The following is a 13,274-nucleotide window of genomic DNA, read 5'->3' as shown; positions in this document are numbered from 1 at the left end:
TCGGGTCACCGGGGGGCCTCTGCCGCGCTTAGGCTGCGGCCTCGACCTGGGTGAGCGTCCGCAGGAAGGCGTGCTCCATCAGCCCCTCGGCAGGGGAATGGGCGCGGTGAGAGCGCCCAGCGCACATACTCGCGCTAGCGAGCGCGGGTGTCGCGCGTGGCTGGCCATGCGGTGTCGTCGACCGTCAGCCACGGTTCGCTGGCCACGGTCGTCGGGGTCACTCCAGTGAACGCTGCGACGTCGCGATGCAGGTGGGACTGGTCGGCGTAGCCGCTGTCGGCGGCGACTTGGGCCGCGCCTTCACCGGCGACGAGGCGGTGGACGGCCTGGTCGAAGCGGACCAGCTTCGCGGCGAGCTTGGGCTGCAGACCGATCTGTGACCGGAACCGGGACCACAGGCGCTTACGGCTCCATCCGAGCTCGGCCGCCAGGCTGTCGACCCGGACCAGGCCACGGCCGACCACGATCCGGTCCCAGACCCAGGCCACCTCCGGGTCTACGGCCGGCCCTTCCTCGCCTCGGCGGGCGAGGAACGCGTCGGTCAACGCGAAACGCTCCTGCCAGGAGGAGATCTCGCTCAGTTGCTCCCGGATCCGTGTCGCCTCCCGGCCCCACAGTTCTTCCAGGGGCACCGCGGCGCCTTGCAGATCAGCGGGGGATGCGCCCAGAACCGCACGCGCGATCGGCGGGGACAGACGCACCTGCACGCACACGACGTTGTCACCCCGCGCCCGAACCGCGCCTGCGAACCCGAACCCGAGTCCGGTAACGAGACTTCCCCGCTGCTCCCGTCCGGCGGCATCATCCACGATGGGCTGGCCCGCACCGAACTCCAGAATCATCGTCAAGGCCGGGTGAGGGACCATCCGAAGCGCGGCCAAGTTACGGACACCGAAGCCAGCCATGGTGACACCAGCCACTCGGCTGGCCCGCTCGGGACGTGCGACGTCCCACGTAGCCGGATCGTCGCGTTGGTGCGCGGTGGACCGCATCGTCACATGCTATGCGAGCCGACCGGCCGCAACATTCGTCCAAGCCATGGCACGCCGGGATGGCGACAGTGGGCTCATGGTCCCCCTTTCGGATGCGGAGGCACTAACGAGCAACGTCGAGCTACGCCGGCACCGCTGCACGCATTGATCTTGAGAGGACAGGTGTCTTGAGGATCCGACTGGTATGCGCAAGCGTCGCCCTACTGAGCGTTGGTGCGGGCACGGCGACGGCACTTCCCGCGCCCAAAGCCACAGGGGCAGTGCTGGCTGCCAGCACGAGCCCGTCGACCAGCCTCGATCCGTAAGTTCTTGGTTGGCCCGGGAGGGCTGGGTGTGGCTGAGCCTTGATCGCCCTTGATGGCTCCCATGGATTGGCCGCCCGGCTCCTCCTGGGACGCCTTGACTGCTGATTGAGATGCGTGTCCTGGTCGCTGTTTACGGATCTGTCGGCGGGGAGTCCTTCGGGCCACGGCAATGTTCGTGTGCTCGAAGGAGAAGTTGATGAAGAAGCGGATCCCGTTCGGCTGGGTGGGCGTCGATGTCGGCAAGGGTCATCACTGGGTCTGTCTGATCGACGAAAACGGGGCGACCGCCTGGTCGGCGAAGGTCATCAACGACGAGGCTGCGATCCTCGACGCGGTTGGCAGCGTGCTTACTCGGGCTGAGGAGGTCGTGTGGGGAGTCGACGTCACCGGGACCATGTCGGGGCTCCTGCTGGCACTGTTGGCGGCGCACGGTCAGCGCGGCAGGTACGTGCCTGGTCGAACCGTGAACCAGATGGCGGGCGCCTACCGCGGTGAAGCGAAGACCGATGCCCGCGATGCATATGTCATCGCTGAGACGCTTCGACACCGCGGCGATCTGCAGGAGGTGGAGGTCTCCACTTCGCTGGTGAGCGAGCTGCGGCTGCTGGTGACCCATCGCAGCGATCTGGTCGGCGACCGGGTCCGCATGGTCAACCGGCTCCGCGACGTACTCAGTGGCTACTTCCCTGCCCTGGAACGGTCCTTGGCTACGCCCACAGCCGTGGCGCGCTGGTTCTACTGACCGGCTACCAGATCCCCGGGGCGATCCGTCGGATCGGGCAGTCGCGGCTGCGGGCATGGCTGGTCAAGGGCGAAGGTCCGCAGCGCGGAGGAGATCGCAGCCGCTGCCCTGGCCGCAGCCAGGGCTCAGCAGAGTGTTGTGCCCGCGCAAGACGTCGCGGCCAGCATCGTGGCCGACCTCGCCGCCCAGATCCTGGCGATCGGCACTCGGATCAGCGAGTTGGACGCCCGCATCACCACTACCTTCCGCGCGCCCTCAGGCCGAGATCATCGAGTCCCTGCCGGGCATGGGCCCGATCCTGGGCGCCGAGATCATCGCCGCAGCCGGGGACCTGGGCGGCTACGCCGACGCCGGCCGGCTCGCCTCGGCTGCCGGGCTCGTACCCGTTCCGCGTGACTCCGGACGACGCACCGGGAACCTGCACCGGCCGATGCGCTACTCACGCAAGCTGCGCAGAGTGTTCTACCTGTCCGCCTCCGCGGCCATGATGCGCGAGGGACCCAACCGCGCCTACTACCTCAAGAAGCGTGGACAGGGACTCAAACACACCCAAGCACTCATCGCGTTGGCCCGACGCCGCGTCGACGTCTTGTGGGCTCTACTCCGCGACAACCGGGTCTTTCAAATCGACCCACCAACTGCTCAAGAGGCTTGACAACTTCATTGAGAATCCTGCGGAGCTGACGTCCGCACTGGACAAAGTCCACCGCGCGGGGATGCCGGGTGTATTCGCCGAGGTGCGCGATGCCGGCCAGGTATGGCGCGGCGCTTCCGGGGTCGCCGATGTGAGGACCGGCCGTCCCGTCGGGCCGCACATGCGGCACCGTGTCGGCAGCATCACCAAGACCTTCACCGCCGCCGCGGTCATGCAGCAGGTCGAGCAGGGTCGGATCCAGCTCGACGCGCCGATCGGCCGCTACCTGCCGCAGCTGGTGCCTGGACAGCGCGGCGTGAAGATCACAGTTCGGATGCTGCTCAACCACACCAGCGGCATCCCCGAATACCTTCCCTATGCGTTCCCCTCACTCAAGGAGTGGCCCTCACTGCCGGACATGTCCCCTGAGAGCCTGGACGACAACCGGTTCAGGCAGTTCGACCCGGCTGAGCTGATCAAGATGGGGCTGAGTGCGCCCGCCGCCGGCGAACCGGGAAGCACTCCGGGGGTGTACTCCAACACCAACTACCTGCTCCTGGGCCGACTCCTGGAGAAGGTGACCGGCACCACGGCAGAGAACTACATCACCAAGAACGTCATCAGGCGCGCCGGGCTCAAGCACACCGAGTTTCCGGACAGGCCCCGCATCAAGGGGCCGCACTCGCGGATGTACGAGGCGTTCTTCGGCTTGGTCGACCCGCCGCGCGACTACAGCGTCTACAACATGTCCTGGGTCATGATGGGGGCCGGTCTGGTCTCGACCATGGAGGATCTCAACCGCTTCTACGACGAGCTGCTTGCCGGCAGGATCGTCAACCGGTCGTCGCTGGCGCAGATGAAGCGCGTGGTCTCGGTCATCAGCCAGGAAGGGTACCCGATCGAGTATGGCCTCGGTCTGACGAAGGCCACGTCCCCCTGCGGCATCCTCTGGGGCCACGACGGCTCGGCGTGGGGGGCCGTCACGATGTCCTGGACCCGCGCTGATGGCAAGCGGCAGATGTCCGTCGCGATGAACCTCGCGAGGTGGAACATGCCGGACTCCTCGGGGATCCCGCAGCCGCACCCCATCGACCACGCGTTGTCGACGTTCCAGCAGCAAGCGATGTGCGGCAATGGAAAAGCACAGGCCGAGAACGCGGAGGCGGGAAAGCGATGACCACCGACCTCCGACACGTGAGGGTGCGGCCCACACCGGCCGAGTGGGTCTCCGCTGCCGTGTTCGACCTCGCCCTCGGCCGTGAAGTCATGCTGTCGCTGCGCGCCAAGAGGAGCCGCGACAAGATGCGCTGGAGCCGGCCTAGCTCGCACTGCACTCCGGGGGCGACCCACACAGCCATCGACAACGCCATGAACGACGCCTCGAACGGGTGACCATCCATCGTCCCGGCCACCTTGACCAGACCGCGGGTGCCGAAGAACTCGGCGCTCCAGTCTGTGCGTAGGTAGGTCCACCCGCCCTTGGCGTCGCTTCGCTCCACGACGGCGGTGAACGTGTGGTCCAGCTGGGTTCTCGTCGTTCTGGTGCTCACGGTGCGGCCTCCTCGACCTGTTCCACGACCACGAACTGGTTCCCGTCGGGGTCGTCGAAGGTGAACATGGGTGGTACGCCTGGCCACTCCAGCAACTCGCCCAGGGACACACCGCTCCTCCGCAGCGAGGCGTGTTCGGCCGTGGCGTCCGGGACCACGAACCTGATTCCGGTCTCTCGCCTCGAGCTGGCCTCGCCGGTGGACGCGGTCAATGCCAGCGACACCACGGCGCCTGGCGGTGCGACTTCGAGCCACCGCATCTTCCCCGCCATCCCGTCGAGGCGGACCTCGAAACCCAGGGTGTCGCGGTAGAACCGCAGTGCCCGGTCCTGGTCTGCGACGGTGATGCCGATCGTGCGTACGTCGGTGATAGTGGTCATGGGCCTTCTCCTTGGGTACGGGTCATGCGGGATTCGACGGGTCGCTGCCGCCGTACATCAGCAAACCCGGAGTGGTCAGCGTCCGGCCCGTCTCCAGCCACGTCTTCAGCCCGGAGAGGATCATCGGCCAGCCGCCGTACAGCTCGGGGGGCGCGTCGCCCGCCAGCTGGTCGTGGGTCACGATGAGCCGGCATGCGTCGCCGACGGCCTCGATCTCCCACGTCACCCTGGTGGTGCCCTGCTTCTCCGCTCCCTCCGACCACAGCGTCCGCATGGACTGCACCAGTCGCCTGGGCGGATCCACCACGAGGTTTTCGCCTTCCGCGAGAGGGTGCTCCGCGTGGGGATGTTCGAGGGTGAACGACGAGCCCGTGGTCCAGTCCGAATGGACCGCGGCGCCGAAGTGGTACTTGGCCCGACTGACCGGGTCGGTGATCGCGTGCCACAGCCGTTCGGGCGTGGTGTCGACGTAGATCTCGAACACCTTCTCCATGCCTTGCTCCAGGTCCCTCTTCAGGTCGGACAGGCCTGCCGCCCAGTCCTCGGTGTACTTGGTGATCCACCGGTCATGGATCCGCCGAATCGGTACGACGTTCAAGAAGTGGTGCTTCTCACGACCCCGGCGGCGGGCCACCACGAGACCGGCTTCCTCGAGGATGCCCAGGTGCTTGGCCACGGCCGGCCGGGTCATCTGGAAGCGTGCCGACAGGGCCAGCAGGGTCTGCCCGTCCTGCTCCAGTAACGCGTCCAGTAGAGCCCGGCGGGTCGGGTCACCCAGCGCCTTGAACACCTGCTCCACACCACGCACAATAGGAAACCTTTTGGTTTCCTGTCAAGCCTGTGGCTCCCTAGCGGGGCCGGCGGGCCCGCGACGGCGCCCGATGGGCTTCCCGCAGCCGATGTCGAGCTGGGCAGCGTAGATCGCGATGTCGCGAGCAAACACATCGTCGGCGAGCGGGAGTCCTCAGCCGAGTGTCGAGGGCGGCCTGTCGGGTCGCGGGAAGTGCGGACGGACATTGCGGTGCCTCCCAGGGGGAGTGGGAAGGGAGTCTGGTAGCTCGTGTGGGGTGTGCCCCTGTTCGCTCCTCCACCTTTCGTCGTCCGTACGCCCTCACCGGGATCAGAGGAGGTAGCGGAGCCAGAGGTAGGGCACGGCCAGGGCGATGGTGACGGCGGTGACGACCAGGCCGTAGCGGGTGAACTCCCAGAAGGAGATGGGACGGCCCGCCTTCTCGGCGAGACCGAGCATCACGACGTTGGCCGAGGCACCGATGGCGGTGGCGTTGCCGCCCAGGTCGGCACCGAGGGCGAGCGCCCACCACAGCACCTGCCCACGTGCTCCGGCGTCACTGGCCGAGACGAGGTCCGCGACGATCGGCGACATGGTGGCGACGTAGGGGATGTTGTCGACGATGGCCGACAGGCCCGCCGACCCCCAGAGCAGCACCATGCTCGCCAGACCGAGCCGGTCGGCCATGGCGTCGGTGGCCGCCTTGGCCACCGTGTCGATCACACCGGTCGCCGACAGTCCACCCACCATGACGAACAGGGCGGCGAAGAACGCCAGCGTGGGCCACTCCACATCACGGGCCACCTCGGCGGCGTCCAGTCGCGACAGCGCCAACAACGCCAGTCCACCAACCAGAGCCACCACCGAGGGCTCCAGGTGCAGGATCGTATGGGTCACGAACGCCAGCAGCACCACTCCCAGCACGGCCAGCGAAACCACGAGCAGACGTGCGTCGCGGATAGCGTCGCGTTCGCGAAGCTCCATCACCGACGCCACCCGCTCCGCATCCACGGCGAACGCGGAACGGAACAGCAGCCGGCACAGGCCGACGAAGACCACCAGCACCACAACGACGAACGGTGCCAGGTGAATCAGAAAGTCGTTGAAGGTGAGCCCGGCGCGCGAGGCGATGATGATGTTGGGCGGATCCCCGATCAGCGTCGCCGTACCCCCGATGTTGGAGGCCATCACCTCCGCGATGAGGTACGGCGCCACCGGCACACCGAGCCGACCACACACCAGAAACGTCACCGGCGCGATCAACAACACAGTGGTGACGTTGTCCAGGGCCGCCGAGGCGATGCCCGTGACCAGGACGAGGATGACCATCACCCGGAACGGCTGACCGCGGGCACGTTTGACCGCCCAGATCGCGAGGAACTCAAACAGCCCCGTCCGTTTGAGAACCGCGACGATCAGCATCATCCCCATCAGCAGGAAGATGACGTTCCAGTCGATACCCGAGTGTGGGGAGAAGAAAGCGTGATCGGGGTCGGTGATACCGAGCACGAGCATGACGCAGGCACCGCCGATCGCGGCGGCCAGCCGGTGCACCCACTCAGTCGCGATCAGCACATAGGCCAGGGCGAAGACCGCGATCGCGATCCAGGCGGTCGCGCTCACGTCGCCAGCATCCGGTCCAGCAACGCATCCAGGGTGACCACACCTGACAGCGCTCCGGCTTGGTCCACCACCGCGACGAGCGGGCTGCGGGTGCGTGCCATCAACGCGGCGATCTCCAGGACCGTCGCGTCGGAGTCGACCACCGGAAGCTCACGCGGCCGTTCAGGCAGACACTCCGCCACCGTTCGATCAGCCAACTCCCGCAGAAAGACGTCGGCGTGCGCCTCATCCACCACACGGGCCAGCGCCGGATCCTCCTGGCAGTAGGCCGGGACCCCCAGCCGCAGCACTTGCGTCCCCGGCAACACGGTGACCGGCCTGCCCCTGTGATCCACCACCACCAGACCCGGCAGATCCTGACCCGCCAACAAACGGGCAGCCTCGAGGACCGGAGTATCCACACGGACGGTTGGGAAGTCCGCGACCAAATCTCGTGCCCGCATCGGAAAGCTCCTTCGCCGTCGCCACTATCAACGCCGACCAGACTTCCCGGCACACCAGGGCTGGAGCCTACTGCATAGCCATCTCCTCTCGCCGCGGTGGACATGATCCAGCCGCGGACGCCACCGCCGCGCAGTGGGTTGGCGCCTGTCCCATAGGGTGATGTCAGGTGCGCCGGGAAGTCTGGTCGGCAATTGGCTGTCCCGACCCCGAAACGGAGACTCCATGACCAACGGTCCGCGTCTCTCGCCGCGCCTATTCGCCAGGAGTTCGTGGGGCGAGGCCCGTCGCATCGCGGATATCCTGCGCCAGGAGACCATCGGCGGCGCACTGCTCCTGGCGGGTGCGGTGGTTGCCCTGATCTGGGCGAACTCGCCATGGGCGGGCACCTATGAGGCCGTTCGCGACTTTACGTTCGGCCCGGCAGCCTTGCACCTGGATCTCACAGTCGCTGCATGGGCCGCGGACGGACTCCTGGCGATCTTCTTCTTCGTCGCCGGGCTTGAACTCAAGCGAGAGTTCGTGGCTGGGGACCTGCGCGATCCGCGCCGGGCGGCCGTGCCGATCGCCGCCGCGATCGGCGGAGTGATCGTCCCAGCCCTGTTGTACACGCTGGTCAACCTCGATACCGGCAGCGGCGCGGGCAAGGGCTGGGCCATCCCCACAGCAACCGACATCGCCTTCGCCTTGGCGGTGCTCGCCGTCATCGGCCGTCACCTGCCCTCCGCGCTGCGCACCTTCCTGCTCACCCTCGCCGTCGTCGACGACCTGCTGGCCATCCTCATCATCGCCATCTTCTACACCGACCACCTCTCAGCCATCCCATTGCTGGCGGCACTGGCCCCGCTCGTGATCTTCACGGTTCTGGTGCAGCGTCGGGTCCGCTCGTGGTGGCTGCTGCTTCCCTTGGCGGTCGCCACCTGGGCGCTCGTGCACGCCTCAGGGGTACATGCCACGGTTGCCGGGGTGCTGTTGGCCTTTGCGGTGCCGGTCGCGCGGCGCCACAAGGCCGGTGGCCCAGAAGACGGCCCTGGCCTGGCTGAACACTTCGAACACCGCTTCCGGCCGCTCTCTGCCGGGTTTGCCGTGCCGCTCTTCGCGCTACTGTCCGCAGGCGTCACCATCGGTGGAATCAATGGCCTGGCGACATCCCTGACCGACCCGATCGCGGTGGGCATCATCATCGGGCTCCTCGCAGGCAAGCCGATCGGCATCCTGGCAGCTACCTGGCTGGTAGCCCACTTCACACGAGCCAGTCTCGACGAGGGCCTGGCCTGGATCGACGTCGTCGGACTGTCCATCCTGGCCGGCATCGGCTTCACCGTGTCCCTGCTCATCGGAGAACTGGCCTTCGGGATCGGAAGCCAACGCGAAAACCACGTCAAGATCGCTGTCCTGACCGGCTCACTTGCCGCGGCACTCATCGCGACGGGCTTCCTCCGCCTGCGCAACCGCACCTACCGCCTCCTTCAAGAAGCCGAAACAGCTGACCACGACAACGACGGCATCCCAGACGTTTACGAGCCAAGCCAGGCCACGGAGGAAAGATGCCTGAGCGGCGGGAAGGCAGAGAACGACGAACATTGATCTCGGAATGTCGCGTCATCGATCCCGTTGAGCTTTCCCATCCCCTGCCTGTTCCGCGGCCTTGAGCGGGTCTGCCCAACGGCAGGATGCGCCAAGGGGCCAGAGATCACGAAGGGGTTGTAGGTCGCCGGGTCAGCGACTGCCGCGAGAGCGCGGTCGTGACGCCTCACGGCCTGGGTCGTCAGGACCGCCCATTTGGGGACATTGGCGACGTCCGCCATGCAGCCGTCGAACGCGCCGTACGCGTGCAGGACGATCCACAGGTCCGCGAGGAGCTGCGCGGCCTGCTCCATGTCCTCGTCATTGAGCTTGATCCGCTCGAGCTCCGCGGTTGCGTCGAGCTGCCGCCGAGCGCGTGACGGCGACCGCTGGCGGCGGAGGTCCCGTGTTTTCTATCGGCAGCCTGTCGGATTCGGGGCGAGGCGTTCGTAGCAGGTAGAGGTGGCCGCCGGGACAAGGAGTCATGAGATGGCGCGGTACCTGATCTCGTTCAACAACGGGGCGATGGACGTCTCCGCTGAGGACCTGCCCGACGTGGCCAAGGACGCCCACGCGGTGGTCCAGGAGGCCAAGGACGCCGGCGTCTTCGTCTTCGCTGGCGGCCTGCCCCTCGACGCGGAGTACGAGGTGGTGGCCACCGACGGGACGATCACCGACGGCCCCTACCCGGAGAGCAAGGAGTTCATCGGCGGCATGATGGTCCTCGACGTCCCCACCCAGGAGGCGGCCCTGGAGTGGGCTGCAAAGAACGCGGTCGCCTGCCGTTGCGCGCAGGACGTCCGCGAGTTCCCGCACGACCCGGCCGTCTGATCGAAGGAGATCACGGTGGGGCCGTGCGTGCTGTCCGTGCGCGGCCCCGCCACGGACGATGAGACGCCGAGCTACGCCGACTTCCTCCCGGCCGCACTCAGATGGCTGGGACTGGCGTGGGGGTGCGCTCAAGGTCATGGCCGATCCCGTACTGGCCAGTGTGCTCCCACCCGGCGAACTTGCCGCCTGAGCGCCGCACGTTCGGACGCGACGATCTGCATACCACCTGCAGGTTCGCCGATCGAAGACTTCGGCACCACGCCGGCGGATCCGCGTTACCGGTACCGCCGCGGCGCAGGCCAAGAAGGACGCCAAGAGACTGGCGGCCTTCCTCACGTCCCGCGCCGCAGACTGGGTGCGTGGTCGGCGCCGGGCCGGAGGCCTTAGACACCTCGCTTGGCCCGGGACCCGAAGAGCGGTGGCCTGCGGTGGGCGGATATGGGCGGGAAGGGAGCTCGACTCGCGTTTCAGTCGGCGGGCGGGGCACCTTCACCATCTGTCGTACCGCTGCCCGGCACCTGCTGCCCTGCGGACTCATCAAGGCTGCACCCGCGGCCGCAAAGGCTTACACCGTACGTCCCGGCCGGTTCGGGCCTGTCGTCTCCTGCTCTATAGACACGTGCCGGTGCCTACAGTGCCGGAAAGACGACAAGGGAGCGCATGACTGCGGGCCCAACGAGGGATGGTCCGGTTTGCGAGGACCCAGGGTGCCATGGGGTCGGATATCACCGTCACTGGGTTGATCCCGGGCACGCGCTCGCGGCTTGTCTGTTCGAGATCGTTCACGGGGGTCCGCCCAGTGAGGCCGACCTGGCGCGCTCCCGCCGGGATGGCGACGGCGGTCAGGTCGGTCCAGAAGCGGTGCGAGCACAGCCACGCACACGCGCCAGACCAGCGGATCGTGGGGGCTCGGCGTAGCGCGGTGCACCGCTCACAGCGGCCGGTGTAGCACCCTCCCACCAGGAGTGCGGGGGCTACACCGGTCTTCATCCTCAGCGCGACCCTCGGTCTCACGCGCTACCCCATGCGAAGGAGACGATCTTCTGGGGGCGGGCTCGTCTTCGATCTTGCAGTGGTGGTTCGTAGACGGCGCGCTGGATCGACTGTGCGTCCCGGACTTGAGACCAGCCCCACCTGCACTGCCGCCCACAACTGCACTCTGGCTCGAACGAGTGTCGATGAAGGGGCTAGAAGATGTTTTCGACCTCAATCGTGCCGTCACGAATGACGAGCTGGCATGGCCGATCCGCGCCGGCCCGCTTCCGTCCCTCTTCGACCGCAGCGTCCTTGGTGTCGAACCAGAGGATCTCCTCATCCCCTTGACTGAGCTTCCACCGCCCGCACTCGGCCGTCACTCGGTAGAGCTTCGCGTCGTATCTGTCCCGAGCATGATCCATAACAGTCCGCCCCCTCCGCTTCCATCGTCACCCCACAATCACCCCCCAAGTCGAGGTCTAGGGACACCTCATAGGGGGCGATGTCCCGGACCCGCAGCATTCGGACAGCGTGCCGCCACCGCCGGCCCTTCGGTCACAATCTCGGCGCGGATCTCCACCACGACCAGCGGGCCGACCTGATGGTGGCCGGTCGGTTCGACCGCTAGTCCTCAAATAAGCGAGTCGGCTCGATGGCGGTGGCCGAAGGCGATTTGATCATGTCGGCTGTCGTGTCGGGCATGTCGGTGGGACGTCTGAGGGTGTCGGTGGGGGGTCGGAGTGGCCTGGTCGGGGGCTGTGTGGGGGTGTTCGGCGCCGGTTTTTGGTGTCTGGGCAGGCGTGGTCGCCGCCGGTGGTGGTCGGCGGTGTGAGGCGCTGTCGGGCCGGGGGTGGGGGTTGGGGTGGGTCAGCCGAAGCGGGTTCGTTCGGTGGTGTTCCAGGCGGTGAAGAGCCGGTCCAGGGCGGGGTTGTAGCCGATGAGTCGGATGGTGATGGCGCGGGCTCGGCGGGTCACCATGGCGGGGATGAGGATGATGGTGTTGAAGAAGCGCCGGAATTCCATGCGGATGTAGTCGCGGCGGTCAGCTTTGCGGTGCATCATCATCGCGAACCAGGACTTGATGTTCCAGGCGAGCGCGGCGATGACCATGTAGGCCCAGTTGGAGACCAGGTCGTGCAGCGGCACCCGCAGTGCGCCGACGCCGGACTTGAGGCTTGCGATGATGTTCTCCTGGTCGCAGCGCTGGTTGGCGCAGGCCACGACCTGTTCGGCGCTCAGGTCGGTGCGGGTGGTGATGTAGAAGAAGTAGCGGACCTCATCGATGAGCACCTGCTCACCGCGGCTGCGGCTGATGTTCTTGCGCAGCGCGACCACCCGGTAGGAGCGGTCGCACTTGCCGGGCTGGTAGTCAAAGCAGGCGACGTCTTCGTAGTTGAGCTCCAGGTTGAGGTAGCCGCGTTCGGCCACGATGGCCTGCTTGTGGTTGTCCCGGCGAGCCCGGATCTGGCCGGCGGCGTTCTGGCCGGTGGCGTTCTGGGCGGTGGCGTTCTGGGCGGTGGCGTTCTGGGCGGTGGCGTTCTGGGCGGTGGCGTCTCGATGCAGCCGGGTCCAGCAGGTCTCGGCCAGCGCCTCGGCGCGGGTTCGTAGCGCGTGGTTGTTGTCCATGCCGAAGACGAAGTCGACCCGGGCCGCCCAGCGGTCGAAGTGGGCGGTCAGGGAGAAGTCGGTGTCACCGCGCAGACACACCCGTGGTGCGTGCGGTTGCACGAGGTCGATGGCCTTGTCGATCCAGGTCGCCGCGTCCTGGTGGCTGGGGGCGTTGCCGGGCCGGTTGACCAGGTAGAGCACTTCCTTGGTGTTGGCCAGCGACACGATCAGCGGCGCATACCCCCAGATCCGGTTGTAGGACATGTCCATGCCGGCCTTACGGCGCCCGGAGGTGGGGACGATCGTGCCATCGGCGTCGATGTAGGCGAGTGGGCCGAGCAGATCGCCTCCCCGACCCGCCCACAACTGTGGGCGGACCGCGTTGATCGCTTCCATCAACTCCACCACATCGGTCTCGGCGAAGCGGCGGCAGAAGTCCCCGGCCGTGGTGGGGTCTGGGATCAGGTCCGCGCCTAAGGCGTTCATGTAGGCGGTGTCGTGCCGGAGGCCTTCGATGTCTTCCAGGCGGGTGCCGCCACACATCACGTTGTAGGTCAGGTTCAGCACATGGTCGGACTCGTGGTAGGGCAGGTGCACCTTCAACAGGTGCAGACCCTCGTTGATCTGGTCAACCAGGCCCAGCTTGGTCACCAGCCGGTGCACCGCGGCGATCCCGCCGAAACAAGTCGCGTCGAGGTTCCCGCCGACCTCATAGGACACAGTCCCCGAGCCCAGCATCGGGGACGGCTGTTCGCCCCAGTGCCCCGCCAACCCGTGACGCGCCGCAACCCGGCGTCGTCGACGCGCCGCGTTCCGCCGACTCTGAACATGCGATAT

At 67.0% G+C, this 13,274-nt stretch carries 11 protein-coding genes and 2 pseudogenes; 5 read left to right on the top strand and 8 right to left on the bottom strand.

From position 1 onward, the window contains the following. Positions 1 to 134: 134 nt before the first annotated feature. Positions 135 to 992: a helix-turn-helix domain-containing protein gene (locus tag HEB94_RS03990; RefSeq protein WP_238361412.1), complete on the bottom strand. Its 858-nt coding sequence runs from the start codon at positions 990 to 992 to the stop codon at positions 135 to 137. 501 nt (positions 993 to 1,493) lie between these two features. Here HEB94_RS03990 and HEB94_RS03985 point away from each other — a divergent pair. The 3 genes and pseudogenes from HEB94_RS03985 (at position 1,494) to HEB94_RS50155 (ending at position 4,065) form a co-directional block, all read left to right on the top strand. Beyond that, positions 1,494 to 2,694 (top strand): annotated as a pseudogene (locus tag HEB94_RS03985) (IS110 family RNA-guided transposase). Positions 2,695 to 2,755: 61 nt separating this feature from the next. Then, the gene (locus HEB94_RS50160) at positions 2,756 to 3,850 is read left to right on the top strand and encodes a serine hydrolase domain-containing protein (protein WP_192748681.1); all 1,095 of its coding nucleotides are present in this window, start codon (positions 2,756 to 2,758) and stop codon (positions 3,848 to 3,850) included. Next, on the top strand, positions 3,847 to 4,065 hold the full coding sequence (locus HEB94_RS50155) for a hypothetical protein (RefSeq protein ID WP_192757183.1): 219 nt from the start codon (positions 3,847 to 3,849) through the stop codon (positions 4,063 to 4,065). Before HEB94_RS50160 ends, HEB94_RS50155 begins: the two co-directional genes overlap by 4 nt. A 32-nt stretch (positions 4,066 to 4,097) precedes the next feature. Here the strand turns inward: HEB94_RS50155 and HEB94_RS50150 are convergent. The 5 genes and pseudogenes from HEB94_RS50150 to HEB94_RS03950 all read right to left on the bottom strand — a co-directional run. Then, a pseudogene (locus HEB94_RS50150) lies at positions 4,098 to 4,172 on the bottom strand (DUF1905 domain-containing protein); the annotation flags it as partial. A gap of 47 nt (positions 4,173 to 4,219) precedes the next feature. After that, positions 4,220 to 4,603: a VOC family protein gene (locus HEB94_RS03965; protein WP_192748680.1), complete on the bottom strand. Its 384-nt coding sequence runs from the start codon at positions 4,601 to 4,603 to the stop codon at positions 4,220 to 4,222. A gap of 22 nt (positions 4,604 to 4,625) precedes the next feature. Further along, positions 4,626 to 5,402 carry a metalloregulator ArsR/SmtB family transcription factor gene (locus HEB94_RS53305; RefSeq protein WP_192748679.1) on the bottom strand — a complete coding sequence of 259 codons (777 nt, stop codon included), beginning with the start codon at positions 5,400 to 5,402 and terminating at the stop codon, positions 4,626 to 4,628. Positions 5,403 to 5,723: 321 nt separating this feature from the next. Then, positions 5,724 to 7,016, bottom strand: coding sequence for a sodium:proton antiporter (locus tag HEB94_RS03955; RefSeq protein ID WP_192748678.1), 1,293 nt, complete (start codon positions 7,014 to 7,016; stop codon positions 5,724 to 5,726). Further along, on the bottom strand, positions 7,013 to 7,459 hold the full coding sequence (locus HEB94_RS03950) for a CBS domain-containing protein (RefSeq protein ID WP_192748677.1): 447 nt from the start codon (positions 7,457 to 7,459) through the stop codon (positions 7,013 to 7,015). The genes HEB94_RS03955 and HEB94_RS03950 overlap by 4 nt, the downstream gene beginning before the upstream one ends. 223 nt (positions 7,460 to 7,682) lie before the next feature. On the opposite strand from HEB94_RS03950, the gene nhaA reads away from it, so the two are divergent. Together nhaA and HEB94_RS03940 are read left to right on the top strand one after the other, a co-directional pair. Continuing rightward, positions 7,683 to 9,044 (top strand): Na+/H+ antiporter NhaA, encoded by a 1,362-nt coding sequence (gene nhaA, locus HEB94_RS03945; RefSeq protein ID WP_192748676.1) that lies wholly within the window; start codon positions 7,683 to 7,685, stop codon positions 9,042 to 9,044. 468 nt (positions 9,045 to 9,512) lie between these two features. Continuing rightward, positions 9,513 to 9,854, top strand: coding sequence for a YciI family protein (locus HEB94_RS03940; RefSeq protein WP_192748675.1), 342 nt, complete (start codon positions 9,513 to 9,515; stop codon positions 9,852 to 9,854). Positions 9,855 to 11,041: 1,187 nt separating this feature from the next. Here the strand turns inward: HEB94_RS03940 and HEB94_RS54320 are convergent. Both HEB94_RS54320 and HEB94_RS03930 read right to left on the bottom strand, forming a co-directional pair. After that, positions 11,042 to 11,251: a DUF2188 domain-containing protein gene (locus tag HEB94_RS54320; RefSeq protein WP_420481515.1), complete on the bottom strand. Its 210-nt coding sequence runs from the start codon at positions 11,249 to 11,251 to the stop codon at positions 11,042 to 11,044. A gap of 445 nt (positions 11,252 to 11,696) precedes the next feature. After that, complete coding sequence (locus HEB94_RS03930) at positions 11,697 to 13,274, bottom strand: IS1380 family transposase (RefSeq protein WP_420481576.1); 1,578 nt, start codon at positions 13,272 to 13,274, stop codon at positions 11,697 to 11,699.

It is taken from the genome of Actinopolymorpha pittospori (assembly GCF_014873875.1).
GTDB lineage: Bacteria > Actinomycetota > Actinomycetes > Propionibacteriales > Actinopolymorphaceae > Actinopolymorpha > Actinopolymorpha pittospori.
Note: the sequence above shows the minus strand (reverse complement) of the source record. Positions and strands in the feature narration are given on the sequence as shown.